Raw genomic sequence first — 25,508 nt, forward strand, 5'->3', positions numbered from 1 at the left:
CCCTTATGCCGCATCCTCCCGCAGGGTGAGACACCTGAACGGGTGAATGACAAAGGGGGCTTCCCGGGCAGGAGCACCCCGGAAAGCCCCCTTTTCCCACCATTCGGGCGGGCCCGCCGGCGAACCGGGCGTGCCCCGAACGGAGGATCTCGTCACCCCGCCTGGCCGGGTGACGAGGATGCCGCTACGGCCGCGTGACGGCCGACTCCACCCGCACCACACCGGCCCGCGAGCCGGCCGCGTTGTGGTGCTCGATCGCCAGCAGGCCCTTCGCCTTGTCACCGGCGGCAGCAGCCGGATTGCGGGTGACGACCAGCGCCGTGCCCGGCTTCGCGACGTGTGCCAGGGCCGCGTCGCCGCCGCCCTGCACCGAGAACGCCGGGTTCAGCGCGTCGAACGACAACGGCGTGCCGACGAAGTCGATCAGCCCGTCGGTGGTGCCCGGCGCGACGTAGTACCCCGCCGTACCGACCGTGTAGCTGATCCGGTGCGACGCGGCGTTCGGGTCGATGCCCAGCGCGGCGATGCTGACGGGCAGCACCAGCACGTTGGTGTCGAACGCGTTGGTGTCCACGTCGCCCAGCTGCCCGTTGACCGCCTGCAGGTCGACCGTCGGGTTGCCCGACTGCGTCAGCGACACCGTGGCCGACAGCAGCACGTCCGTGTCCGTCGCCTTCGTCACGAAGGTCTCGAAGTCCGGCTTGCCGTCGCCCGTCGTGTCGATGTCCACGAACGGGATGGTGTTGCTGCCGATGTTCGCGAAGTCGCCCCACGTGGTGAGACCGAACGCGAGCATCGCGTTCTCGGCGTCACCGTGCTGCTTCGCCAGCGGAGCCGTCGACGCCGCACCGATGTAGCGCAGGTCGCCGCCCTCGGCCGTTTCGTTCAGGGTGCAGTCGGTCGTGACGCCCGCCTCGCACTCGGGCAGCTGCGGCGATTCCGCCTGCAGCTCCAGGACGCTGATCAGCGAGCGGTAGCGCTGCGCACCGCTGCCCTGGTCGAGGCCCTTGCCGCCGAGGTTGAGCACAGCCTGGTTCTGCCGGTCGCCGAAGCGCAGCGAACCCGGCGTCGTGATGGCCGCGACCGGTTTCGGCGCCGAGTACACGGCCACCCGCAGCGGCACCGTGGCGCCGTCCTTCGGGGTGAACGCGACGCGGCCCGACGCGTCGGCCAGGAACTGGCGGGCGAGGCCGGCCTGCGCGGCCTCCATCGTCGGGTCCATGACCTTGCGCAGCGCCTTCGGGTCGGCGATCCGCAGCGTCACCTTCACCGTCGCGACCCCGCGCGGGTTGAGCTTCAGCGAGCTCTTGTTCACCGAGTACTGCACACCGGGCAGCGAGTTCACAGCTTCGTAGCCGACCGAGTACTCCACCGGCTTCACGCCCTTGTTGACGACCTTGATCGTCTTCGACAGCGTGACGGGCCCGGCCACCTCGACGTCGCCGAAGGTCACGCTGACGGCGCCCGGGTCGTCCTGCACGTACGCGAGGACCTGGTTGTCCAGAGCGGCCTTGGCATCGATGCGACCGGCGCCCACCCGCTGCGGCGCATAGGTGTGGCCCGCGCCGTCGGAGATGTCGTGCGCGGCCGAACCGACGACGTCGGCCTTGACCTCTTCGACGTTCCAGTCCGGGTGCGTCTGGCGGACCAGCGCCGTGATGCCCGCGGTGTGCGGGGTGGCCATCGACGTACCCGAGATGGACAGTCTGCCGTTGCCGCTGCCGCGGAAGGCCGAGGTGATCGTGTCACCGGGCGCGGCGACGTCCGGCTTCACCGCCGGGCCGCGCCCACCGCGCGAGGTGAACGAGCTCGGGGTGTCCACGATGGACTTGTCGGTGGTCTGCAAGCTGGCTCGACCGGTGCCGAAGAGGCGGACGGTCAGCGTGCCCGCGGTCAGGCCTGGCCGCACCGCGGTCGTCGCCTTGCCCGTGAGCTGGAACATCGGCACACCCGCGTTGCCCGCGATGCCGGCGGCGGGGTGCTCCAAAGTGGACGAGAGCAGCACGCCCTTGGCGCCCGCGGCCTGCGCGTTGTTGGCGCGCGCGGCCGAACCGCAGGCGCGGGTGGCGTCGTTGTCGTCCCACTCCAGCCACGCGATCTTGCCCGCGACCTTCGCCTTGTCCTCGGCGGAGAACGCGGCGCAGCCCGCGCTGTTGGCGGCGGAGATCGGCACGACGGGCGCGGTCAGGTCGAGCGTGTCGTAGCCGGTGTAGTCCTGGCTGTACTGGCCCGGCTGCTGGCCCTGGATCGGCGCGGTGACCTCGAGCGCGTCCTTCAGCTCACCGGCGTCGCGGCTGCTGGCGACGGTGAGCGCCTCGGGCGTGTTGCCCGGCGAGCCCGCCACGTCGTTGAGGTCGCCGCCGTTGCCCGCCGCGATGACCGGCAGGACGCCGTTCTGCGCGAGCTTGCGCACGAACAGCGAGTCCGGGTCGTCGGGCGCGCCGAAGTCACTGCCCAGCGACAGGTTGACGATGTCGAGGTGATCGGTGAAGTCGCCGTCGCCGTCGGGGTCGAGCGCCCAGTCCAGCGCCTGCGACGTGACGTTCGTGGACCCCGTGCAGCCGAAGACCTTGATGGCGTACAACAGCGCCTTCGGCGCCGTGCCCGGGCCGATCTTCATGGCGTCGAGCTTGGTCTTGTTCAGCTTCTTGTAGTCGCCGGTGAACGTGGTGCCGTCGGCGTTCACGCCGAAGCCCGCGATGGTGCCGGCCACGTGCGTGCCGTGCTCGCCGCACCCGATGGGGTTGGGGTCCGGCTTCGGCGTCGGCGAGCCGGTCTGGCCCGCGGAGTCGTAGTCGTCGCCGACGAGGTCCGTACCGCCGATGACCTTGGCGTTCGGGAACAGCGGCGACGGCTTGGTCCGGTCCACCGACTGGTAGGCCGCCGGCGTGCCGGGGCCGCCGAAGTCGGCGTGGGTGTAGTCGATGCCGTCGTCGATCACGCCGACGCGGATGCCGTCACCGAACTTGCCGGTCTGCTGCCAGCTCGCGAGCGTGTTGGTCAGCTCCGCGGCGCTGGCGTTGGTCTTGGTCTTCGGCACGACCGTGCGCACCGAAACGACGTCCGGCCGCTTCGCGAGTTCGCGGATCTCCGCCGCGTCGGCGGTGACCACGGCCCCGGCGACGGCGTTCGCCGTCTGCGTGACCAGCTTCGTGCCTGCGTCGGCCTTCTTCAGCTGCCCGACGACCGAATTCACGGCGGCGGCCACGTCGGCCTTCGCGGCACGCGCGGCCTGCTTGGCTTTCTCCTTGCCGGCACCCTTGCCCTGCTCGGCGTTGAACGCGTCGACGGCCGGCTTCTTCGCCAGCTCCACGAACGCGGTGATCTGGCCCCGCGCGGCGCTCAGCCGCGGCGAGATCTTGCCCTGCAACCCCGCGGCGCCGACCTTCGCCGGCGCGACCGGGTCGGCGAGCGGCGTGTCCTGCGCGGACGCGCCCGAAGCCGTTGTGATGGCCGCGGCCAGCACCAGCGCTGACACCGCGGCCGTCGAACGGGCAGCCCACCCGGGTAACCGGGATCTGCTCATGACTATCCAACCCCTTCGCTCGAGGCCTGGATCACGAACCTGCCCGGTCGCTCCCGCACACCACCCCCGACAGGTGAGCCCGGGCGCCGCGCCGTGCTCTCACGGCGCGTGGTTCTGCCTCGCGGCACAGAACCTAGCTGCCCGAAACACCTACTTTCGTGCCGAAAAAGCTCCGTTATGCGAATGTTGCCGGTCTGGGCGAACCGCTGCAAAGGAAAGCCCCTTCCCCGCCGGACGACGGGAAAGGGGCTTTCGAGAAACGAGCGGGACTAGTTGAAGTCCACCGAGCGGATGACGTGCGCCCCCACGGTGGCACCGATCGGCTCGAGGACGTTGCCGTCCACGTGGCGGTCGACGCGCAGCAGCATCACGGCGTCGGAGCCGTCGGTGGTCTGGCTGATCTGCGCGGCCTCGATGTTGATGCCCGCCTCACCGAGCAGCGTGCCGACGCGGCCCATCACGCCCGGGCGGTCCGGGTATTCGAGCAGCAGCACGTTGCCCTCGGCCCGCAGGTCGAAGTGGCGGCCGTTGACCTCGACGAGCTTCTCGACCTCGTCCTTGCCGGTGACCGAACCGGACACCGTCAGCGTCGCGCCGTCCGCGTGGACCGCGCGCACCGTGACCTGGCTGCGGAACTTCGGGCTCTCGGTCTCGCTGACGAGTTCCACCTGCACGCCCAGCTCCTCGGCGAGCCGCGGCGCGTTGACGAAGGTGACCTGGTCGTCGACCACCCCGGAGAACACGCCGCGCAGCGCCGCGAGCTGCAGCACCGAAGTGTCCTCACTGGACAGCTCGCCCTTGACCTCGACGGTCACCGAGGTCGGTGCCTTCGGGCTCAGCGCCGTGAGCACCCGCCCCAGCTTCTGGGTCAGCGCGAGGTACGGGCGCACGTGCTCGCCGACGGAACCGCCGCCCGAGACGTTCACCGCGTCCGGCACGAAGTCACCGCGCAGCGCCAGCAGCACGGAACGCGCGACGTCGGTGCCCGCGCGGTCCTGGGCCTCGGAGGTCGACGCGCCGAGGTGCGGGGTGACCACGACGTTCGCCAGCTCGAACAGCGGGCTCGCCGTGGTGGGCTCCGTGACGAACACGTCGATGCCGGCACCGCCGACGTGGCCGCTGCGGATGGCGTCGGCCAGCGCGTCCTCGTCGACGAGCCCACCGCGGGCGGCGTTGACGATGATCACGCCCTGCTTGGTCTTCTTGAGCGCCTCGGCGTCGATGAGACCCTTGGTCTCCGGCGTCTTGGGCAGGTGGATGGAGATCGCGTCGGCGCGGGCGAGCAGCTCGTCGAGCGGCACGAGCTCGATGCCGAGCTGGGCGGCGCGGGCGGCCGAGACGTAGGGGTCGTACGCGATCAGCTTCGTGCCGAACGCGGCGAGGCGCTGGCTGAACAGCTGGCCGATCTTGCCGAGGCCGACGACACCGACGGTCTTGCCGTTGAGCTCGACACCCGAGAACGAGCTGCGCTTCCACTCGCCGCCGCGCAGGCTCTGGTCGGCGGCCGGCACGCGGCGGGCGACCGAGAGCAGCAGGGCCACGGCGTGCTCCGCGGCCGAGACGATGTTGGATGTCGGGGCGTTGACCACCAGGACACCGCGCTCGGTGGCGGCGGGCACCTCGACGTTGTCCAGCCCGACACCGGCGCGGGCGACGACCTTGAGCTGGGTGGTCGCCCCGAGCACCTCGGCGTCGACCTTCGTGGCGGATCGCACCAAGAGCGCGTCGGCGCTCTTCACCGCCTCGAGCAGCGCGGGACGGTCCGTGCCGTCCACATGCCGGACCTCTACCTCGTCACCGAACACACTCAGCACGGAAGGAGCGAGCTTCTCCGCGATGAGGACGACGGGTTTGCTGGGGTTGGTCACGATGCGGCTCCCACTATCTGGTCACGAAATCGAGGACGCTCTGCTGCGGCGCACGCCATTGTGCCCGGATGCGCGGGAGTTTAGCCCGGTTGGCGGCCCCGGTGCTGCCCGCGTTGTTAACTCGCTCGTAATCCGGGGAAAACGCGGTCCCGGTGCCGGTCAGGGTCGCGGGGGTGTCCGGCGGGCCCGGGCGGCGGATTGCCGCTCGCCGCAACGGAAGCGCCAACCGCCCGGTCCGCGACCGGTCCGGCGCGATCAGATGTTTTGGGTGTTCCACCAGATGAGATGCGATGTCTGGTGCCCGAGTGGTCGATGGGACAAAAGGACTGAACGGGGCCGTAGTTGTCACGCGGACAGGAGGGCCAGGCGGGGTAGAGTGGCGGGGCGCGGTGAGGGCCGCGTCCTGTCCGCGGAAAGGGCTGAGCCCACCCCCGAAGTGAGTGCCGAGTGCGCGCCTTCTTCCCTGCCGGTGCCGGTGGACCACGGGCGAACCGAGGGAAGGAAGGACCCTCCATGGCTGCTCTGCCCGCGAAACTCGATCTCGGCCAGGTGCGCAAACGCGCGAAGGACCTGGCGCGCGCCGAATCGGTCGAACTGTCCGAGGCGCAGTTCCGGATCGCCCGTGAGCACGGATTTCCCAGCTGGCCGAAGTTGCAGGCGTACGTGCGCCGCAGCCTGGAGGGCGCGCAGCACGCCTACCACGCCGACATCGACTACTACAGCGAGCGCGCCCTGGGACTGCTCGCCTCCGCCGACGACGGGACGCCGAGCGCGCGCGCCGCGTTCGACCGGCACCGGCAGCCGTTGACGCGCGGGGGCGCGCGCACGGTCGTCGCGCGGGAGCACGGGTTCACGTCGTGGCGGGGGTTGCGCGAGCACGTCAAGACGCTGACCGGGAGCGGGGAACCGTTCGCGCGGGCGTACCGGCTGGTGGAGGCGCGGGACGTCGACGGGCCGGCGGGGCTCGTGGACGAGTTCCCCGAACTCGCGCACGCCGTCGGCACCAACGGCAACGACCTGCTCGGCATGGCCGGCGCGACGTGCGACGAACGCCTCTCGCGCGTGCTTTTGGCGCGTGGCGCCGATCCCGCACGCGGCAACGCACACGGCTGGACACCGTTGCACCAGGCGGCCTACAGCAACCTCCCGCTGCTCACCGACCTCCTGCTCGACGCCGGCGCACCACTCGACGTCGCGGCCCGTGGCGACGGTGGGACCCCGCTTGTGGTTGCGTTGTTCTGGGGCAACCGGACGGTGGCGGAAAAGCTGGCGCGGCACGGGAAAGCCCCGCGCAACCTCCGCGTCGCCGCGGGCCTCGGGGACGCGGAGCTGCTCGACGAGCTCGTCCGTCCGAACGGGACACTCGCGCCGGCGGCGGGCGCGCATCGCGAGTTCTACCGGCCCACAGCGGTTTCCCGTTCTGGCGCCCGTCCGGCGACCCGGCCGCATCCGCGACGAGGCGCTCAGCTGGGCCGCGCGCAACGACCGCACCGAAGCCCTGCGCACGCTCGCGGCGCGCGGCGCGAACCTCGACGCCGACGTCTACCGCGGCACCGCGCTCAGCTGGGCCGCGGCGCAGGGCAAGGTCACGGCCGTGCGGACGCTGCTGGAGCTGGGCGCGGACGTCAACCGTGTCGGCACGTTCGGCGGGCCGAAGCACGGCGTCGGCATCACGGCACTGCACCTGGCCGCCCAGAACAACCACCTCGACGTGCTCGAGGTGCTCATCGCCGCGCCGGTGCCGACCGCGACGCGCGCGACGGCCAGTGGCACTCCACGCCCGAGGGCTGGGCCGAGGCGTGCGACAGCCCGGCGGCGCGCGAACTCTTGGCGCGAGCCCGGTAGCCCGGTAGACAAGCGGAGTCCGTAGTCCGTATCGTGGCCCGACACGAGACGGACTACGGACTCCGTTTCACGACTGGGAGGACGCCATGACCACACCCCGCGAGGTCTTCGACCGGCTCTCCGAAGGCATCTCCGACGGCCGGTTCGACGACCTTTCCCAGCTCTACGCCGAGAACGCCGTCGTCGAGCACCCCACCGCGATCCCGCGCCCGACAAAGCTCGAAGGCCGCGCCGCGGTGCACGACCGGTTCGTCGGCGCGCTGGCGACCGCGTTCCGGGTGAAGAGCCACGACGTCGTCGTGCACGAGACCACCGACCCCGAGGTGATCGTCGCCGAGTACGCCTACACGGCCGAGTCGAGGAGCACCGGCAAGACCGGCGAAGTGCCCAACATCCAGGTCCTGCGCGTGCGCGACGCCCACATCGTCCACAGCCGCGACTACCACGACTACCTGCGCCTGGCCGCCGTGCAGGGCGCGGCCGAAGGGCTCGCCGGCGCCTACGCCCAGGTCCCGGCCCACGAACCCGGTTCCGCCAATCCGCGCCCGGCGCAGCTCGGCGACCGGATGAGTCCGCTCGGCGTGTTCCAGCGCCTGTGCTTCGGCGTTTCCGACCGCCGCTGGGCCGAGCTGCCCGAGCTGTACGCCGAGCAGACGGACGTCCGCCACCCGTTCCTGCCCGGCTCCCCCGTGCTGCGGTCCCGCGCGGACCTGCGCGACCACTTCGAGGTGGCGGGCAAGATCGGCATCAACCTGCAGGCGACCGATCTCGTGGCGCACCAGAGCACGGACCCCGAGGTGCTCATCGGCGAGTTCGCCTACGAGGGCGAGCTCGGCGACGGCACGCCGTTGCGCGTCAACAACATCTTCGTGCTGCGCGTGCGCAACGGGCTCATCGTCGAGTCCCGCGACTACGGCGACCACCCGGCACTGGCCGCCGCGGCGGGGCGGTTGCCGGAGCTGGTCGCGAGCGTCTCGGCTGCGTAGGACTCCAGGAATCCTGGCGACGCCGGACCCGGCCCGGCAAATGCTCGAGTTCTTGTGGCCGTGACCGGCTAGGCGCCGAGATCGTCGGGCAGGTCGAACTCGCCGTCGCGGACGCCCTTCACGAAAGCGTCCCACTCCGAAGGCGTGAACACGAGCACCACGCCGTCCGGCTTGGCCGACTGGCGCATCGCGACGTACGTGACTCCGTCGGTGTGCGGCACGAACGCGTACTCCACGCAGTCTTCGAGCGTGACGCCCGCGGGCTCGGCGCGGATCCAGGCGGCGGCGGACAGGTCGAGCTCGTGCCGGATGTGCGCCTTGTCGTCGACGGGCTGATCACTCATGGCCCCAGCGTAACGATCGCGCGGGAACGCCGAAGGCCCCCTCACCGGCGCGCGGCGAAGGGGCCTTCGGGAGATCACGGCACTCAGGCGGTCTCGGTGATCGGGCGGTCCACCCACGACATGAGAGCACGCAGCTTCTTGCCGGTCTGCTCGATCGGGTGCTGGTTGCCCTGCTCCTCGAGCTTGGTGAAGTTCGGGCGTCCGGCCTCGTCCTCGGCGACCCACTCGCGGGCGAAGGTGCCGTCCTGGATCTCGCCCAGGATCTTCTTCATCTCCTCCTTGACCGCAGGCGAGATCACGCGCGGGCCGCGGGTGAGGTCGCCGTACTCGGCGGTGTCGGAGATCGAGTACCGCTGACGCGCGATGCCGCCCTCGTACATCAGGTCGACGATCAGCTTCAGCTCGTGCAGCACCTCGAAGTAGGCGATCTCCGGGGCGTAGCCGGCCTCGGTGAGCACCTCGAAGCCGGTCTGCACCAACGCCGACGTGCCGCCGCAGAGCACGGCCTGCTCGCCGAAGAGGTCGGTCTCGGTCTCCTCGGTGAAGGTCGTCTTGATGACACCCGCGCGGGCGCCACCGATGGCGGCGGCGTAGGAGAGCGCGAGCGCCTGGGCGCTGCCGGTGGCGTCCTGCTCGACCGCGATCAGGCAGGGCACGCCCTTGCCGTCCACGAATTGGCGGCGGACGAGGTGGCCCGGGCCCTTCGGGGCGACCATGGCGACGTCGACGTTGCCCGGCGGCTTGATCAGGTCGTAGCGGATGTTGAAGCCGTGCCCGAAGAAGATCGCGTCGCCGTCCTTGAGGTGCGGCGCGATGTCGTCGGCGTAGATGAAGCGCTGCTTCGTGTCCGGCGCCAGGATCATGATGAGGTCGGCCTCTTCGGCCGCCTCGGCGACCGACAGCACGCGCAGGCCCTGCTCCTCGGCCTTGGCCCGGGACTTCGAACCCTCCGGCAGGCCGATGCGGACGTCGACGCCGGAGTCGCGGAGGCTCAGCGAGTGGGCGTGGCCCTGGCTGCCGTAGCCGATCACGGCGACCTTGCGACCCTGGATGATCGACAGGTCGGCGTCGTCGTCGTAGAAGATTTCCACTGCCATGGGGGTACTGCTTCCTTCCTGAATGTCTACGGGGGTCCAGCGTGGGCTTCCCCCGGGCGAAGTCCGGGGGCCGACCCCCGGACAACACTGCTCAGCGGGGTGAGGTGGCGGTGATCGAGCGGGCCCCGCGACCCACCGCGACCATGCCCGACTGCACGAGCTCGCGGATGCCGTACGGCTCGAGCATGCGCAGCAGGGCGCCGATCTTGTCCGACGTCCCGGTCGCCTCGACGGTGAGCGCCTCCGGGGACACGTCCACCACCTTGGCACGGAAGAGCTGAACCGTTTCGAGGACCTGGCTGCGCACGGTGGCGTCGGCCCGGACCTTCACGAGCAGCAGTTCGCGCTGCACCGCGGAAGACGGCTCAAGCTCCACGATCTTGATCACGTTGACCAGCTTGTTGAGCTGTTTGGTCACCTGTTCGAGCGGTAGCTCTTCGACGGCGACCACGATCGTCATGCGGGACACCTCGGGATTCTCCGTAGGGCCCACGGCGAGGGACTCGATGTTGAAGCCGCGGCGGGAGAACAGGCCGGAGACCCGGGCGAGCACGCCGGGCTTGTTCTCGACCAGCACGCTCAACGTGTGGACGGTCATCGGTCTTCTCCTTCCGCATCGTCGGCAACGGCCTCGACAGCTTCGACGGCTTCCCGCGAAACCTCATCGTCGTCGAAGAGCGGCCGGATGCCGCGGACGGCCATGATCTCGTCGTTGCCGGTGCCGGCGGCCACCATCGGCCACACCTGGGCATCCTTCCCCACGACGAAATCGATCACGACGGGGCGGTCGTTGATCTCCATCGCGCGGCGGATCGTGGCGTCGACGTCCTCCTTGGTCTCGCAGCGCAGGCCCGCGCAGCCGAGTGCCTCGGCGAGCAGCGTGAAGTCGGGGATGCGGTGCTTGTGGGTACCGAGGTCGCTGTTGGAGTACCGCTCCGAGTAGAACAGGTTCTGCCATTGCCGGATCATGCCGAGGTTGCCGTTGTTGATGACGGCGACCTTGATCGGCGCGCCCTCGATGGCGCACGTGGCGAGTTCCTGGTTGGTCATCTGGAAGCAGCCGTCGCCGTCGATCGCCCACACCTGCTGGTCGGGCAGGCCGAACTGCGCGCCCATGGCCGCGGGAACGGCGAAGCCCATGGTGCCGAGGCCACCGGAGTTGATCCACGTGCGCGGCTTCTCGTACTTCACGAACTGCGCGGCCCACATCTGGTGCTGGCCGACGCCCGCTGTGAACACCGCGTCGGGGCCGGCGAGCTCGCCGATGCGCTCGATGACGTACTGCGGCGACAGCGAACCGTCTTCCGGCCACTCGTAACCGGCCGGGTAGGTGTCGCGCCACGAGTCGACCTGCGTCCACCAGTCGGTGAGGTCGGGGCGGCGGCCGTGCTCGAACTCGGCCTTCACGGCCGCGATCAGCTCGGTGATGATCTCCTTGCAGTCACCGACGATCGGCACGTCGGCCTTGCGGTTCTTGGAGATCTCGGCCGGGTCGATGTCGGCGTGGACGACCTTGGCCTCGGGCGCGAAGGACGACGTGGCGCCGGTGACGCGGTCGTCGAAGCGGGCGCCGAGCGCGACCAGCAGGTCGGAGCGCTGCATCGACGCGACGGCGGCGACCGAGCCGTGCATGCCGGGCATGCCGACGTGCTGGCGGTGCGAGTCGGGGAACGCGCCGCGCGCCATCAGCGTGGTGGCGACCGGGATCCCGGTCAGCTCGGCCAGCTCCAGCAGCTCCGCGGAGGCCCCTGCCTTGATCACGCCACCGCCGACGTACAGCACCGGGCGGCGCGCGTTCGCGATGAGCTTCGCGGCTTCGCGCACCTGCTTGCCGTGCGGCCGCAGCGTGGGACGGTAACCCGGCAGCCGCATCTCGGGCGGCCAGGAGAACGAGGTCATCTCCTGGAGCACGTCCTTGGGGATGTCCACCAGCACCGGGCCGGGCCGGCCCGTCGACGCCAGGTGGAACGCCTCGGCGATGGTCCGCGGGATCTCCGCCGGGTCGGTGACGAGGAAGTTGTGCTTGGTGATCGGCATCGTGATGCCGCAGATGTCGGCTTCCTGGAACGCGTCGGTGCCGATGAGGCCGCGCGTCTGCTGGCCCGTGATGGCGACGACCGGAACCGAGTCCATGTTGGCGTCGGCCAGCGGCGTGACGAGGTTGGTGGCGCCCGGACCCGACGTCGCCATGCAGACGCCGACCTTGCCGGTCGCCTGGGCGTAGCCGGTGGCGGCGTGCCCGGCGCCCTGCTCGTGGCGGACGAGGACGTGGCGGACCTTCGTGGAGTCGAGCAGCGGGTCGTACGCCGGGAGGATGGTGCCGCCGGGAATGCCGAAGACGACTTCGGCCCCGACCGCTTCGAGTGAGCGGACGAGCGCCTGCGCGCCCGTGACCCTTACCGGGGTTCCCGCCGGCGGCGCCGGCTTCGGACGTGCTCCGGGGGCACCCGGCGCGGTGGGCCCGGGCTTCGCGTCGCTGCGCGACGTGGCACTGGTCATCGGTTCTGCCTCGTGGGTTCTCGGTGTCACTCGTTCGGGTTGCTTCGGGCCGTGCGGCCGGTCTGAAACCGGTTCTACGCAACAAAAAACCCCCGCCGACCATAGGGTCGTACGAGGGTCGCGCGTCGACGCAGCGGAGGCCTTCCTAAGCGTCGACGCGCTTGGGAAGTACGAGGCCGGTCTGCGTGGTCACGGCTGCGACGTTAGTCGGGCGCCCGCGCGAGTGTCAACTCTGCGGGACGGCGGTTCCGCATGCTGGACCGGCAGTGCAGCCGCGCGCCCCCGCACGCGGGCGCCCGCGACCCGGGCGCAGGCGCGCGAGCGGCGCGGTGCACCATTCATTGGTGGCCGAAGAAAAGCAGGACAAACGCGCGGACGAGGGCCGGAAGGCCGTGTTCAAGATCCCCAACACGGCGTACATGGCGATCGCGCTCCTGACCGTGTGTGTGACACCTATCGCACTCGGGGAGATCAACGGGCTGCAGTGGCTCTACATCTTCCCGGTGGCGCTCTTCGTGTTCGTGCTGCGCACGCGGACGGTCGCCACGCGGGCGGGTCTCGAAGTGCGGACGGTGTTCGGCAAGCGCGACCTGCCGTGGTCGGCGCTGAAGGGCCTCGCCATCACCGACCGGGCGCGCGTACGGGCCGTGCTGGGCGACGACACCCAGATCACGCTGCCCACCGTGCGGACGCGCCACCTCCCGGTGCTGTCCCTCGTGAGCGAAGGGAAGATCAAGGACCCCTCCGGTGTGCTGAGCGAGGACGACCTCAAGCCCGGCGCCACCGAGAAGACAACCGAGAAGACCACGGCGGCGACCGCCGAGCAGGCCGCCGCGAAGAGGACCGAAGAAACCGCTGAAAAAGACGCGCCGGAACCCGCCGGCGAAGCCGTCGAGCAGGCCCCCGATGCCGCGCCCGCGGAGACCGGCGGGGATAAAGCCAAACCCGGTGAGTAGAATTGGTAGGACCAGTTTGCGGAGAGAGTTTCCGACTCCGCCTGGACCAGCCTTTCTGACCTGGGAGAACGCCCGTGCCGCACCTCCGTTCCCGGACCACCACCCACGGTCGCAACGCGGCGGGCGCGCGCTCGCTCTGGCGCGCGACCGGGATGACCGACAGCGACTTCGGCAAGCCGATCGTCGCGATCGCCAACTCGTACACGCAGTTCGTGCCGGGCCACGTGCACCTCAAGGACCTCGGTGAGATCGTCGCCGAGGCCGTGAAGGAAGCCGGCGGCATCGCGCGCGAGTTCCACACGATCGCCGTCGACGACGGCATCGCGATGGGGCACTCGGGCATGCTCTACTCGCTGCCCTCGCGCGAGATCATCGCGGACTCCGTGGAGTACATGGTCAACGCGCACCAGGCCGACGCGCTCGTGTGCATCTCCAACTGCGACAAGATCACGCCGGGCATGCTCAACGCCGCCATGCGGCTCAACATCCCGACCGTGTTCGTGTCCGGTGGCCCTATGGAGGCCGGCAAGGCCGTGGTCGTGGGCGGGGTCGCGCAGGCGCCGACCGACCTGATCACCGCGATCGCCGCGTCGGCGAGCAGCGAGGTGGACGAGGAGGGCCTGTCCGCCGTCGAGCGTTCGGCGTGCCCGACCTGCGGTTCGTGCTCCGGCATGTTCACCGCGAACTCGATGAACTGCCTCACCGAGGCGCTGGGCCTGTCGCTGCCCGGCAACGGGTCCACGCTGGCCACGCACGCCGCGCGCCGCGACCTGTTCTCGGGCGCCGGCCGGACAGTCATCGAGCTGTGCAAGCGCTGGTACGGCGAGGACGACGCCTCGGTGTTGCCGCGCTCGATCGCCACCAAGGAGGCGTTCGAGAACGCGATGGCGCTCGACATGGCCATGGGCGGCTCGACCAACACGGTGCTGCACATCCTCGCCGCCGCCCAGGAGGGCGAGGTCGACTTCACGATCTCCGACATCGACGCGATCGGCCGCCGCGTGCCGTGCCTGTCGAAGGTGGCGCCTAACTCCGACTACCACATGGAAGACGTCCACCGGGCCGGCGGCATCCCCGCCATCCTCGGCGAGCTCCGGCGTGGCGGACTGCTGAACACCGGCGTCCACTCGGTCCACTCGCCCGACCTCGACTCGTGGCTGGACGAGTGGGACATCCGCGCGGAGAAGCCGTCGGAGAAGGCGCTCGAAATGTTCCACGCGGCGCCGGGTGGCGTGCGCACCACGCAGGCGTTCTCCACGGAGAACCGGTGGTCCTCGCTCGACACCGACGCCTCGGGTGGTTGCATCCGCGACATCGAGCACGCGTACACGAAGGACGGCGGCCTCGCGATCCTGCGCGGCAACCTCGCCGAGAACGGCGCGGTGATCAAGGCCGCCGGCATCGACGAGGACCTGTGGCACTTCGAAGGCCCGGCCCGCGTGCTCGAAAGCCAGGAAGAGGCCGTGTCGGCGATCCTCAACAAGGAGATCCAGGCCGGCGACGTGCTGGTGATCCGCTACGAGGGACCCGCGGGCGGGCCGGGCATGCAGGAGATGCTGCACCCGACGGCGTTCCTCAAGGGCTCCGGCCTCGGCAAGAAGTGCGCGCTGATCACCGACGGGCGCTTCTCCGGCGGTTCGTCGGGCATCTCCGTCGGCCACATCTCGCCGGAGGCGGCCGGCGGCGGCCTGATCGCCTTGGTGGAGAACGGCGACCCGATCGTCATCGACGTCCACGAGCGGCGCCTCGAGCTGCAGGTCGACCCGGAGATCCTGGCCGAGCGGCGGTCCAAGATGGAGGCGGCCGAGCGGCCGTGGCAGCCGAAGGAGCGCCAGCGCCCGATCACCGCGGCGCTGCGGGCCTACGCGCGGATGGCGACGTCGGCCGACACCGGTGCGGTGCGCGACCCGAACAAGTGATCCTCGGCTGAAGAAGGCCGGTCACCCCGGGGTGGCCGGCCTTCTTCGTGTCTGTGGCTTACGTCTGCGGGTCAGCGAGCGAGGACGATGACGACCACGGACGCCGCCGCGGCCAGCAGCAGCGAGACGATGCCGAGCGGCAGCGGCCGCTTGCGCCACGGCGTGTTCTTCTCCAGCGAGATGCGGCCGGCGCCGGTGAAGATCAGGGCGAGAGCGACGATGCCGATGAGCAGCTCGAACTCCCAGCCGCGCCCGTCACCCACGAAGAAGCCGCCGTGGAACTTGGCGTAGACGGCGTTCGCGGCCACGCCGAGGATCCCGGCGGCCGCGAGCGGCGTGAACAGGCCGACGAGCAGCAGCGCGCTGCCGCCGACCTCGACGATGCCGGTGATCCAGGACAGCAGCGTCGTCTGCTTGTGGTAGCCGAACGTCTCGAGCACCTGGGCGAAACCCGTGATGCCGGGTCCGCCGAACGCGCCGAAGAGGTGCTGCAGGCCGTGCGCTCCCACGATCGCGGCCAGGCCGACGCGCAGGATCAGGAGGCCGAAGCCGAGCCCGCCCTGGCGCACTTCGTCGTCGTCGCCACCGGAGTCGTCGACCCCGGACAGCAGGCTGGTCTGGTAGTCGTCCCCTTGACTGGTCACGCGCGAAGGGTAGGGGATCCCGACCCTAGCCGCGAGCGAGCGCGCCGAGGTCAAGGAACCGACCTGTCAGTATTCGCCGTGCACGAGGTTGTCGGGCAGTTCGCCGCCCGCGTAGCGCGCGATCTCGGCCGCCGCGACGGCGTACGAGCGCTTGCGGACCCCGGCGACGGCGCCGCCGACGTGGGGCGTGAGCAGCAGACCGGGCGCGGTCCAGAGCGGGTGGTCGGCAGGCAGCGGTTCGGGGTCGGTGACGTCGAGCGCGGCGCGCAGGCGGCCGGCGGTGAGCTCGGCCAGCAACGCGCCGGTGCGCACGACCGGGCCCCTGGCGGCGTTCACGAGGACGGCGCCTTCGGGCATCGCGGCGAGGAACTCGGCGTCGACCATGCCGCGCGTGCTCGAGGTGAGCGGCACCATGAGCACGACGATGTCGTGGTCGGGCAGGAGTCGAGGCAGTTCCGCGACGCCGTGCACGCCGTCGCGCGCGGACATGCCGACCATGGTGCAGCGGACGTCGAACGGTTCGAGGCGCCGCCGCAGCTGCCGGCCGAGGTCACCGGCGCCGACGATGAGCGCGCGCTGCCCCTGCAGGGTTTCGGCGGGGAGCTTGCGCCAGCTCTGGTCCTTCTGGGCGGTCGAGAAGGCGTCGAGCTTGCGGTACATCGACAGCAGCACCGCGACGACCCACTCGGCGGTGCTGCCGCCGTGCGCGCCGCGGCACGTGGAGAGCAGGACGCCGTCGGGGAGCTTGCCGACCCAGTCCTCGGCGCCGGCCGACAGCAGCTGCACGAGCTTGAGGTTGGGCAGTTCGCGCCACAGCTCGTCGCCCGCGGGGTGGCGGCCGGGGATGAGGACCTCCGCCTTGGCGGCCTCCGGCGGCACCGGGTCGCCCCACTGGTAGCGCACGGGCTGCACCGCGGGGAGCTCCGAGAGCGCGGCGACGCCCTCGTCGTCGGGGACCAGCACAGTCAGCGTCATGATCGCCACGTTACTGATCCGGCCGAAAGCAGGCGGATCCCGGGCAATACGCGGATAGCCGTGACTGTGGTCGGATCAGTAACCGAACGGCACCGTAACCACTTACTCCCCGCTCACGCGGGGGCACCTAGGCTGGAGCATCATGCGTACCCGGTACCGGTGGTCGGCGCCGCTGGCCCTCCTCGCTTGCGGCGGCCTGCTGCTCTCGGGCTGCGCGCGGTTCGACGACACCGCGGCCGGCCAGAGCTTCAGCCCCGCACCGGTGCCGAGCCCCGAGTCGCCGCCGCAGGTCCAGGACCCCAACGATCCGTCGGGCGACGGGCAGAGCCCCAGCCAGCGTGGCCCGCAGCAGTCGCCCACGACGATCCCGCCGCCGCAGGGGTGCAAGGACTTCGACAAGGCCGTGATCGCGACGTGCCTCGACACGGTCGCGGCCGTCGCCGGTCTGCCCGGTGACGGTGCGATGCCGGCGGCACTGGCGGGCGAACGGAAATCGGGCCGCGTGCTGCTCGCCACCGCGGGCCGCGACGCGACGCCGTTCGAGCAACTGGACGTGGTGGCCACGGGTGACGGCGGACTGACGTCGCTGGCGCTCTCGCCGAGCTACGTCGAGGACCAGCTGGTGTTCGCGTACATCACGACGCCCACGGACAACCGCGTGGTGCGCTTCGCCAAGGGGCAACCGCCGAAGCCCGTGCTCACCGGCATCCCGAAGGGCGCGACCGGCAACCGCGGCGCCCTGCTGAGCGACGGCAAGGGTGCGTTGCTGGTGGCGACCGGCGACGCGGGCAACCCCGCGGCGGCGGCGGACCCGAAGTCGTTGGCGGGCAAGGTGCTCCGGATCGACACGTCCGGCGCGCCGGCCACCGGCAACCCCACGGCGGGTTCGGCCGTGTACGCCTCGGGCCTGCACAACCCGGGCGGGCTGTGCGCTTCGTCCGACGGCAAGCGGGTGTGGGTGGCCGACCAGCCCGGCGGCCCGGACGCGCTCTACCGCGTGCAGGTGGGCCAGGCTCTGTCGACGCCCGCGTGGACCTGGCCGGACAAGCCGGGAGTCCTCGGCTGCGCCGACTTCTCCGACTCGAACGGCATCCTGGCCGTCGCGTCGTCCGTCGGCCTGCAGAACCTCCCGGTCACCCCGGACGGCGCGGTGACCGGCAAACCCACCGTCAGCCTCGACGGCAAGGGCAAACCGCCGATCACGTACGGACGTCTGGCGGGGATGAGCATGATCAGCCCGCAGCTGGCCGTCGCCGGCACGACCAACAAGGACGGCGGGAAAACGGTGTCCAGCGACGACCGCGTCGTGCTGATCACGGTCACCGAAACCGGCGGCGGGCTCGGCAAGGACTGACCGGCCGGCTGCTCGTCCCGGCGTGTCAGCTCAGGAACGGCGCCGCGGTTGGCGGGATTCGGTGCGCGCGGCCCGGATGTCCAGGATCGAGGCGGCGATGGAGATCAGCGCGAACAGCAGGCCCAGGTAGCGCCCGACGCCCGGGTTGATCACCACGCCGGCGGTCGCCAGGAACGCGCGCTGGTCGCTGTCGAAGACCCAGTCCAGCGTGGCCCAGCCGATGATCATGAGCAGTAAGGCCCCGAGGGCGCCGACGAGCCAGAGGTGGGGCAGTCCGCTGGTCCGGACCTTCCGGACCTGGCCGAAGAGCACCACCGCGAGGCCCGCGAGCAGCAGCACGAACGGCGGGAACCACGAGAAGAAGTCCGAATGCCACGCCGAACGCACGACGTCGTCGTGGGGCAGCGTTGCGAACGCGTCTTGGACGTCGGGGGTGGCGGTGTCGGCGGTGAGGACCGTCCAGGGGAAGAACAGCGTCCCGAGCGCGAGCAGCCCGGCCCCGAGGCCGAGCCACTCGCGCCACGACACGCGTTTTACGTCGAACGCCACTCAGGAACCGACGCGCTCGATGATCAGCTCGCGCACGCGCTTGGCGTCGGCCTGGCCCTTGGTGGCCTTCATGACCGCGCCGACGATCGCGCCCGCCGCGGCGACCTTGCCGCCGCGGATCTTGTCGGCGACGTCCGGCTGGGCGGCCAGGGCTTCGTCGACGGCGGCCAGCAGCGCCGAGTCGTCGGACACGACCTTCAGACCACGCTTGTCCACGACCTCGCGCGGCGAACCCTCGCCCGCGAGCACGCCCTGCACGACCTCCTTGGCGAGCTTGTTCGTCAGCTCACCCGAGGACACGAGACCGATCACCTCGGCCACCTGCGCCGGCGTGATCGCCAGCTCCGCGAGCTCGACTTCGCGCGCGTTGGCCTCCTGCGCGAGCGTGTTGACCCACCAGCCGCGCGCCTCGTCGGGCTTCGCGCCGGCCTCGACCGTGGCCGCGACCAGGTCGACGGCGCCCACGTTCAGCAGGTCGCGCAGCGCCTCGTCGGACAGGTTCCACTCGGTCTGGATCCGCTTGCGCCGCTCGGCCGGCATCTCCGGCATCGTCTTGCGCAGCTGCTCGACCCACTCGCGCGACGGCGCGATCGGCACCAGGTCGGGCTCCGGGAAGTAGCGGTAGTCCTCCGCGGTTTCCTTCGTGCGGCCGGCCGAGGTCGTGCCGTCCGCCTCCTGGAAGTGGCGCGTCTCCTGCTTGATCGAGCCGCCGCCGGCGAGGATCGCGGCCTGGCGGGTCATCTCGTACCGCACGGCGCGCTCGACGCTACGCAGCGAGTTGACGTTCTTCGTCTCCGTGCGCGTGCCGAACTCCGTGGCGTCCTTGGCCATCAGCGAAACGTTCGCGTCGCAGCGCAGCGAGCCCTGGTCCATGCGGACGTCGGACACCTCGAGCGCGCGCAGCAGGTCGCGCAGCGCCGTGACGTACGCCCGCGCCACCTCGGGCGCGCGCTCACCCGTGCCGGTGATGGGTTTGGTGACGATCTCGATCAGCGGCACACCGGCGCGGTTGTAGTCGAGCAGCGAGTGCTCCGCGCCATGAATGCGGCCGGTCGCGCCCCCGACATGGAGCGACTTGCCGGTGTCCTCCTCCATGTGCGCGCGCTCGATCTCCACGCGCACGACCTCGCCGTCGTCGAGCGTCACGTCGAGGTAGCCGTTGAAGGCGATCGGCTCGTCGTACTGCGACGTCTGGAAGTTCTTCGGCATGTCCGGGTAGAAGTAGTTCTTCCGGGCGAACCGGCACCACTCGGCAATCTCGCAGTTGAGCGCGAGCCCGATGCGGATCGCGCCCTCCACGGCCTTGCCGTTCACCACCGGCAGCGCACCCGGCAGGCCCAGGCACGTCGGGCACGTCTTCGTGTTCGGCTCGCCGCCGAACTCGTTGACGCAGCCGCAGAACATCTTCGTCTTCGTGTTGAGCTCGACGTGGACCTCGAGCCCGAGGACCGGGTCGAACCGCTCGACGACGGCGGCGTAGTCCATCAACTCGGCCACGGCAGTCACTTCGTTCCTCCCAGCTCCGGGACCTTGTGCACGAGCGACCCGCCGGCGGCGGCGTCGCGCGCGGCCTCATAGGCGGCACCGACGCGGTAGAGCCGGTCGTCGGCGAGCGCCGGGGCCATGATCTGCAGGCCGACCGGCAGTCCGTCCTCGTCGGACAGTCCACTCGGGACGCTCATCGCGGCGTTGCCCGCGAGGTTCGACGGGATGGTGCAGAGGTCGGCGAGGTACATCGCCATCGGGTCGTCCACGCGCTCGCCGATCTTGAACGCCGTGGTCGGCGTCGTCGGCGACACCAGCACGTCGACCTGCTCGAAGGCGCGGTCGAAGTCGCGTTTGATGAGCGTGCGCACCTTCTGCGCCGAGCCGTAGTAGGCGTCGTAGTAGCCCGACGAAAGCGCGTACGTGCCCAGCATGATCCGGCGCTTCACCTCGGCGCCGAAGCCCTTTTCGCGCGTGAGCGACATGACCTCTTCGGCGCTGTGCGTGCCGTCGTCGGCCACGCGCAGGCCATAGCGCATCGCGTCGAACCGCGCGAGGTTCGACGACGCCTCGCTCGGCGCGATCAGGTAGTACGCGGGCAGCGCGTACACGAAGTGCGGGCACGAGACCTCGACGACCTCGGCGCCCAGCGCGCGCAGCTGCTCGACGGCGGCCTGGAACGAGCGCAGCACGCCGCCCTGGTAGCCGTCGCCACCGAATTCCTTCACCACACCGATGCGGACGCCCTTGAGGTCGCCCCCGGCGCCCTGGCGGGCCGCGGCGACGACGGGCGGCACCGGCGCGTCGATGGACGTCGAGTCCATCACGTCGTGGCCGGCGATGACCTCGTGCAGCAGGGCAGCGTCGAGGACCGTCCGCGCGCACGGCCCGGCCTGGTCGAGCGACGACGAGAAGGCGACGAGGCCGTAGCGCGAAACACCGCCGTACGTGGGCTTCACGCCGACCGTGCCGGTGACGGCGCCGGGCTGGCGGATCGAGCCGCCGGTGTCCGTGCCGATGGCCAGCGGCGCCTCGAACGCGGCGATCGACGCCGACGAGCCACCGCCCGAACCGCCGGGGATGCGGGCGTGGTCCCACGGGTTGTGCGTGGGACCGAAGGCGGAGTTCTCGGTGGACGACCCCATGGCGAACTCGTCCATGTTCGTCTTGCCGAGGATGACGACGCCGGCTTCGCGCAGCCGGCGCGTGACCGTCGCGTCGTAGGGCGGGAGCCAGCCCTCCAGTGTGCGCGAGCCGCACGTGGTGGGGATGCCCTCGGTGGTCAGCACGTCCTTGAGCGCCAGCGGCACGCCAGCCAGCGCGGAGGCCGGCTGCTCCCCCGCGGCCAGCTGCTCGTCGACGGCCTTGGCCGCGCCCAGCGCGCCTTCGGTGTCGATGTGCAGGAACGCGTGCACGTGGGTGTCGACCTCGGCGATCCGGTCCAGATGGGCCTGGGTGACCTCGACCGCGGAGACCTCACGCGCGTGGATCTTGCCCGCCAGCTCGGCGGCGGTCAGCTTGACGAGTTCACTCACTGTTCTTCTCCCAGAATCCGCGGCACCCGGAAGCGGCCCTCCTCGGCGGCCGGCGCGCCGGCCAGTGCCTGCTGCTGCGTCAGGCAGGGGCGCACTTCGTCCTCGCGGAAGACGTTCGTCAGCGGCACGGCGTGCGAGGTCGGCGGGACGTCCGCCGCCGCGACCTCGCTCACCTTCGCCACCGAGTCCAGGATCTGGTCCAGCTGGCCCGCGAAGACGTCCAGCTCGTCGTCGGTGACGGCCAGCCTGGCCAGCTTGGCGAGGTGCGCGACCTCGTCTCGGGAAATGTTGGGCACGCGGGTGACTCCCGGGGTGTGCTGTGCGGGTGCTCTCGGAAGCTGCAAGTCTATGGTGACGGCGTCGGACGGCTCGACCGGGTCACGGGCGGGCGGGGCGTCCCGTTCGCCGGACATCGGGTCCCCAACCCGTGCCCGGTCTGTCACAATCGGCGCCCGGTTACCGCGTTCCGCGACAAGGGTGGAACGCCTGAGGCGAGAGGGGCGTGTGGTGTCGTTCCTGCTGCGGGTCCAGCTTCCGGACTCCCCCGGCACCCTCGGCGCCGTCGCGACGGCACTCGGCACGGTGGGCGCCGACATCCTCAGCGTCGACGTCGTCGAGCGCGGAGGCGGGGTCGCCGTCGACGACCTCGTGGTGGAACTCCCGTCCGGGCGCCTGCCCGACGCCCTGATCACCGCGGCCGAAAGCATCGAAGGCGTCGAGGTCGACGCGGTGCGGCCCTACGCCGGGATCCTGGACACGCACCGCGAGCTGGAGCTGGTGGAGGAGATCGCCGCCCAGCCGAAGTCCGGGCTGGACCTGCTGGCCGAAGGTGTGCCGAAAATCATCCGTGCGGGCTGGGCCGTCGTGGTCGCCCACACCGACTCGGGCTACCGCCGGCTGGCCTCGTCCAGCGCCGCGCCGGAGAACCCGTTCGACGACCTGCCCTGGCTGCCGCTTGAGCGCGCCACGGTGCTGGACGGCGAAGAGGACTGGATCCCGGAGACGTGGAAGGAGCTCGGCACGGAGCTCGCGGCCACGCCGCTGGGCAAGCCGGGCAAGGCCCTGCTCGTCGCCCGCCCGGGCGGCCCCAACTTCCGAGCCGCCGAGGTCGCCCGTCTGGCCCACTTCGCCGGCATCGTCGCCGTCGTGCTCGACGGCTGACGAACCGGATCGACCCACCCGGCACCGGCCTCTGCTGGTGTCCGGCCGCGCCTGTGCTCCGAAACACCCCGCACCGAACCCCCTCTTGGCCGGGCCCTACAGGTCGTATTCGTAGGCGATGAGCGTGACGGTCGGGAACGGGCGCCAGTCGCGGGCGGGCAGGCGGCGGAACCCGATCCGTTCATAGAGTCGGTGGGCCGTGCGCATGCGGTCGAGGCTGCTCAGGACGACACGGCGGAGGCCAAGGGCGCGGCCGCGCGTCAGCACGGCGCGGGTGAGGGCCTCGCCGATGCCGCGGCCGCGGGCGGCCGAGGAAACGGCGAGCATGCGGAACTCGAGTTCGCCGTCGCGGGAGATCTCGGCGTAGTGCGTGCCGGGATGGACGATGGCGACGGTGCCGGCGAGCGAGCCGTCCGCCACCGCGACGAGGAGTTCGGCGTGTTCGGCCCGATGGGCCACGTCGCGGAGTTCCTTCTCGTAGCCGACGTCCTCGGCAAGCAGGCCGTCGGCCCGGTAGGCCTCGACGGTGAGGTCCCCGACCACCGCGAACTCCTCCGGGCGCGGCGGGCGGATCTCGACGTCACCCATCGGAAGACCCACCGGCCTCCGAAGACTCGCCGGCCTCGTCGCCGCCCGCGGGCAGTGCCAGCTCGGTGGCCGCCTCGGGGCCGCGCTCCAGCAGCACCCGGAAGCCGCCCTCGTCGAGGACCGGGACCTTGAGCTGCACGGCCTTGTCGTACTTCGAGCCCGGCGAGTCGCCGACCACGACGAAGGCCGTCTTCTTCGACACCGAACCCGCGGCCTTGCCGCCGCGCGCCATGATGGATTCCTTCGCCTCGTCACGCGAGAACGAATTCAGCGAGCCCGTGACCACGATCGACAGGCCCTCCAAGTTGCGCGGGATCGAGTCGTCGCGCTCCTCTTCCATGCGGACGCCGGCTCGGCGCCACTTCTCGACGATCTCGCGGTGCCAGTCGACCTCGAACCACTCCTGCACGGCGTGCGCGATCGTCGGCCCGACGCCGTCGACGTCGGCCAGCTCCTCCTCGCTCGCCTCCTCGATCCGCTGCACCGAGCCGAACTCCCTCGCCAATGCCTGCGCCGCCGTCGGGCCGACGTGGCGGATCGACAGCGCGACGATCACCTTCCACAAGGGACGGTCCTTGGCCGCGTCGAGGTTCGCCAGCAGCTTCTTCGCGTTGGCCGACAGATCACCCGCCTTGGTGCGGAACAGCTCCACCTCTGACAGCGCGTCCTCGTTGAGGTCGAACACGTCACCCTCGTCGGCGACCACGCGCGCGTCGAGCAGCGCCACCGCCGCCTCGTAGCCGAGCACCTCGATGTCGAACGCGCCGCGCCCGGCCAAGTGGAACAGCCGCTCCCGCAGCTGCGCTGGGCAGAAGCGGGTGTTGGGGCAGCGGATGTCCTTGTCGCCCTCCTTCTGGTAGGCGAGCTCCGTGCCGCACTCCGGGCAGTGCGTGGGCATGACGAACTCGCGCTCGTTGCCCGTGCGCGCGTCGACGACCGGGCCCAGCACCTCGGGGATGACGTCACCGGCCTTGCGGATGACGATGCGGTCGCCGATCAGCACGCCCTTGCGCTTGACCTCTTCCGCGTTGTGCAGCGTCGCGCGCGCCACCGTGGAGCCCGCGACCTTCACCGGCTCGGTCACGGCGAACGGCGTGACGCGCCCCGTGCGCCCGACACCGACCTGGATGTCCAGCAGCGTCGTGATCGCCTCTTCCGGCGGGTACTTGTACGCGATCGCCCAGCGGGGCGCCCGCGAGGTCGTGCCGAGGCGCCGCTGCAGGGCGACCTGGTCGACCTTGATCACGACGCCGTCGATCTCGTGCTCGGCATCGTGGCGGTGCTCGCCCCAGTACGCGATGTGGTCGGTGAGTTCCTTCGCCGTGTGCAGCACGCGCGTGTGCGGCGACACCGGCAGGCCCCACGCCGCCAGCGCGTCGTACGCGTGAGACTGCGTGACCGGTTCGAAGCCCTCGCGCTTGCCCAGGCCGTGGCAGATCAGCCGCAGCCGGCGCTCCTTCGTGATGCGCGGGTCCTTCTGCCGCAACGAACCCGCCGCCGTGTTGCGCGGGTTCGCGTACGGCGGTTTGCCCGCGTCGACCATCTTCGCGTTGAGCTCCAGGAAGTCCTCGACGCGGAAGAACACCTCGCCGCGGACCTCGATGAGCTTGGGCACCGGGAACTCCTCGGTGCCCGTGAGCTCGTCGGGGACCTGCTCAAGCGTGCGGATGTTGAGCGTGACGTCCTCGCCGGTGCGGCCGTCGCCGCGCGTCAGGCCGCGCGTGAGCTTGCCGTCTTCGTACAGGAGGTTGATGGCGAGCCCGTCGATCTTCAGCTCGGCCAGGTACTCCGTCTGCCCGATCTCCTTCTCGACGCGCTCCACCCAGGTGAGGAACTCGTCGGTGTCGAACACGTTGTCCAGGCTCAGCATGCGCTCGAGGTGGTCGTACGCCGTGAACTCGGTGGAAAACGTGCCGCCGACGTTCTGCGTCGGCGAGTCCGGCGTGACCAGCGCCGGGTACTCGGCTTCGATCGCCTGCAGCTCGCCGAGGAGCTCGTCGAACTGCCCGTCGGAGACGATGGGCGAGTCCAGCACGTAGTAGCGGAACTGGTGCCCGCGGACGTCCTCGGCGAGGGCGCCGTGGCGCTCGCGCACGTCGGCGGGGACGTCAGTGACGTCAGTGACGTCAGTGACGTCGATGACGTCTCCGGCCGCCACTGCCACTTCAGCGGGGGCG

20 protein-coding genes and 1 pseudogene are annotated in these 25,508 nt (G+C 70.7%); 7 read left to right on the forward strand and 14 right to left on the reverse strand.

The features are described 5' to 3' along the window. Positions 1–184 precede the first annotated feature (184 nt). The gene (locus tag I6J71_RS35530; protein WP_204090854.1) at positions 185–3,526 is read right to left on the reverse strand and encodes a S8 family serine peptidase; all 3,342 of its coding nucleotides are present in this window, start codon (positions 3,524–3,526) and stop codon (positions 185–187) included. A gap of 269 nt (positions 3,527–3,795) precedes the next feature. Next, the gene (gene serA, locus I6J71_RS35535; RefSeq protein WP_204090855.1) at positions 3,796–5,394 is read right to left on the reverse strand and encodes a phosphoglycerate dehydrogenase; all 1,599 of its coding nucleotides are present in this window, start codon (positions 5,392–5,394) and stop codon (positions 3,796–3,798) included. A gap of 1,026 nt (positions 5,395–6,420) precedes the next feature. On the opposite strand from serA, the pseudogene I6J71_RS49245 reads away from it, so the two are divergent. The 3 genes and pseudogenes from I6J71_RS49245 to I6J71_RS35545 form a co-directional block, all read left to right on the forward strand. Further along, positions 6,421–6,546: pseudogene (locus I6J71_RS49245) on the forward strand (ankyrin repeat domain-containing protein); the annotation flags it as partial. A 58-nt stretch (positions 6,547–6,604) separates the two neighbouring features. Further along, a complete protein-coding gene (locus tag I6J71_RS49250) occupies positions 6,605–7,264 on the forward strand; it encodes an ankyrin repeat domain-containing protein (protein WP_239155517.1) in 660 nt (219 codons plus the stop codon). 61 nt (positions 7,265–7,325) lie between these two features. Further along, the gene (locus I6J71_RS35545) at positions 7,326–8,225 is read left to right on the forward strand and encodes a nuclear transport factor 2 family protein (RefSeq protein WP_204090856.1); all 900 of its coding nucleotides are present in this window, start codon (positions 7,326–7,328) and stop codon (positions 8,223–8,225) included. Positions 8,226–8,293: 68 nt separating this feature from the next. Here the strand turns inward: I6J71_RS35545 and I6J71_RS35550 are convergent, their stop codons facing one another. From I6J71_RS35550 to I6J71_RS35565, 4 genes are all read right to left on the reverse strand, one after another. Next, complete coding sequence (locus tag I6J71_RS35550) at positions 8,294–8,569, reverse strand: DUF397 domain-containing protein (RefSeq protein ID WP_204090857.1); 276 nt, start codon at positions 8,567–8,569, stop codon at positions 8,294–8,296. Positions 8,570–8,652: 83 nt separating this feature from the next. After that, a complete protein-coding gene (ilvC, locus tag I6J71_RS35555) occupies positions 8,653–9,666 on the reverse strand; it encodes a ketol-acid reductoisomerase (protein ID WP_204090858.1) in 1,014 nt (337 codons plus the stop codon). Positions 9,667–9,757: 91 nt separating this feature from the next. Further along, the gene (gene ilvN, locus I6J71_RS35560; RefSeq protein ID WP_204090859.1) at positions 9,758–10,264 is read right to left on the reverse strand and encodes an acetolactate synthase small subunit; all 507 of its coding nucleotides are present in this window, start codon (positions 10,262–10,264) and stop codon (positions 9,758–9,760) included. Next, the gene (locus I6J71_RS35565) at positions 10,261–12,165 is read right to left on the reverse strand and encodes an acetolactate synthase large subunit (RefSeq protein ID WP_204090860.1); all 1,905 of its coding nucleotides are present in this window, start codon (positions 12,163–12,165) and stop codon (positions 10,261–10,263) included. Before I6J71_RS35565 ends, ilvN begins: the two co-directional genes overlap by 4 nt. Positions 12,166–12,509: 344 nt before the next feature. Here I6J71_RS35565 and I6J71_RS35570 point away from each other — a divergent pair, with 344 nt between their 5' ends. Next, the gene (locus I6J71_RS35570; protein ID WP_204090861.1) at positions 12,510–13,121 is read left to right on the forward strand and encodes a PH domain-containing protein; all 612 of its coding nucleotides are present in this window, start codon (positions 12,510–12,512) and stop codon (positions 13,119–13,121) included. Positions 13,122–13,195: 74 nt separating this feature from the next. Continuing rightward, positions 13,196–15,040 (forward strand): dihydroxy-acid dehydratase, encoded by a 1,845-nt coding sequence (gene ilvD, locus I6J71_RS35575; RefSeq protein ID WP_204090862.1) that lies wholly within the window; start codon positions 13,196–13,198, stop codon positions 15,038–15,040. Between the two features lie 71 nt (positions 15,041–15,111). Here ilvD and I6J71_RS35580 read toward each other — a convergent pair whose 3' ends face one another. Continuing rightward, on the reverse strand, positions 15,112–15,684 hold the full coding sequence (locus I6J71_RS35580) for a DoxX family protein (protein WP_204090863.1): 573 nt from the start codon (positions 15,682–15,684) through the stop codon (positions 15,112–15,114). 66 nt (positions 15,685–15,750) lie between these two features. Continuing rightward, entirely contained in the window at positions 15,751–16,659 is a 909-nt protein-coding gene (locus tag I6J71_RS35585) for a 2-hydroxyacid dehydrogenase (RefSeq protein ID WP_204090864.1), read from the reverse strand. Positions 16,660–16,801: 142 nt separating this feature from the next. Between I6J71_RS35585 and I6J71_RS35590 the strand changes: the two genes are divergently transcribed. Beyond that, positions 16,802–18,013 (forward strand): sorbosone dehydrogenase family protein, encoded by a 1,212-nt coding sequence (locus tag I6J71_RS35590; protein WP_204090865.1) that lies wholly within the window; start codon positions 16,802–16,804, stop codon positions 18,011–18,013. A 30-nt stretch (positions 18,014–18,043) separates the two neighbouring features. Here I6J71_RS35590 and I6J71_RS35595 read toward each other — a convergent pair whose 3' ends face one another. Genes I6J71_RS35595 through gatC form a run of 4 tightly spaced genes read right to left on the reverse strand, consistent with a single transcriptional unit; the run spans position 18,044 to position 21,878 of the window. Further along, entirely contained in the window at positions 18,044–18,562 is a 519-nt protein-coding gene (locus I6J71_RS35595) for a hypothetical protein (RefSeq protein WP_204090866.1), read from the reverse strand. Then, positions 18,563–20,068 carry an Asp-tRNA(Asn)/Glu-tRNA(Gln) amidotransferase subunit GatB gene (gene gatB / locus I6J71_RS35600; protein WP_204090867.1) on the reverse strand — a complete coding sequence of 502 codons (1,506 nt, stop codon included), beginning with the start codon at positions 20,066–20,068 and terminating at the stop codon, positions 18,563–18,565. Then, entirely contained in the window at positions 20,065–21,582 is a 1,518-nt protein-coding gene (gene gatA / locus I6J71_RS35605) for an Asp-tRNA(Asn)/Glu-tRNA(Gln) amidotransferase subunit GatA (protein ID WP_204090868.1), read from the reverse strand. Before gatA ends, gatB begins: the two co-directional genes overlap by 4 nt. Next, positions 21,579–21,878, reverse strand: a complete 300-nt coding sequence (gene gatC, locus I6J71_RS35610) for an Asp-tRNA(Asn)/Glu-tRNA(Gln) amidotransferase subunit GatC (RefSeq protein WP_204090869.1) — start codon at positions 21,876–21,878, stop codon at positions 21,579–21,581. The genes gatA and gatC overlap by 4 nt, the downstream gene beginning before the upstream one ends. 211 nt (positions 21,879–22,089) lie before the next feature. Here gatC and I6J71_RS35615 point away from each other — a divergent pair, with 211 nt between their 5' ends. Beyond that, positions 22,090–22,743: an amino acid-binding protein gene (locus I6J71_RS35615; RefSeq protein WP_204090870.1), complete on the forward strand. Its 654-nt coding sequence runs from the start codon at positions 22,090–22,092 to the stop codon at positions 22,741–22,743. Positions 22,744–22,839: 96 nt separating this feature from the next. On the opposite strand, the gene I6J71_RS35620 is transcribed toward I6J71_RS35615, so the two are convergent. Continuing rightward, positions 22,840–23,331, reverse strand: coding sequence for a GNAT family N-acetyltransferase (locus I6J71_RS35620; protein WP_204090871.1), 492 nt, complete (start codon positions 23,329–23,331; stop codon positions 22,840–22,842). Beyond that, entirely contained in the window at positions 23,324–25,489 is a 2,166-nt protein-coding gene (gene ligA, locus I6J71_RS35625; protein ID WP_204097393.1) for an NAD-dependent DNA ligase LigA, read from the reverse strand. The genes I6J71_RS35620 and ligA overlap by 8 nt, the downstream gene beginning before the upstream one ends. Positions 25,490–25,508: the final 19 nt, after the last annotated feature.

This window comes from Amycolatopsis sp. FDAARGOS 1241 (genome assembly GCF_016889705.1).
Lineage (GTDB): Bacteria > Actinomycetota > Actinomycetes > Mycobacteriales > Pseudonocardiaceae > Amycolatopsis.

What these genes read in the sequence shown, in the direction of transcription:
- I6J71_RS35530 (WP_204090854.1), bottom strand. Translation starts at nt 3,526, where the DNA reads ATGAGCAGATCCCGGTTACCCGGGTGGGCTGCCCGTTCGACGGCCGCG.
- I6J71_RS35545 (WP_204090856.1), top strand. Translation starts at nt 7,326, where the DNA reads ATGACCACACCCCGCGAGGTCTTCGACCGGCTCTCCGAAGGCATCTCC.
- I6J71_RS35550 (WP_204090857.1), bottom strand. Translation starts at nt 8,569, where the DNA reads ATGAGTGATCAGCCCGTCGACGACAAGGCGCACATCCGGCACGAGCTC.
- ilvC (WP_204090858.1), bottom strand. Translation starts at nt 9,666, where the DNA reads ATGGCAGTGGAAATCTTCTACGACGACGACGCCGACCTGTCGATCATC.
- ilvN (WP_204090859.1), bottom strand. Translation starts at nt 10,264, where the DNA reads ATGACCGTCCACACGTTGAGCGTGCTGGTCGAGAACAAGCCCGGCGTG.
- I6J71_RS35565 (WP_204090860.1), bottom strand. Translation starts at nt 12,165, where the DNA reads ATGACCAGTGCCACGTCGCGCAGCGACGCGAAGCCCGGGCCCACCGCG.
- I6J71_RS35585 (WP_204090864.1), bottom strand. Translation starts at nt 16,659, where the DNA reads ATGACGCTGACTGTGCTGGTCCCCGACGACGAGGGCGTCGCCGCGCTC.
- I6J71_RS35590 (WP_204090865.1), top strand. Translation starts at nt 16,802, where the DNA reads ATGCGTACCCGGTACCGGTGGTCGGCGCCGCTGGCCCTCCTCGCTTGC.
- I6J71_RS35620 (WP_204090871.1), bottom strand. Translation starts at nt 23,331, where the DNA reads ATGGGTGACGTCGAGATCCGCCCGCCGCGCCCGGAGGAGTTCGCGGTG.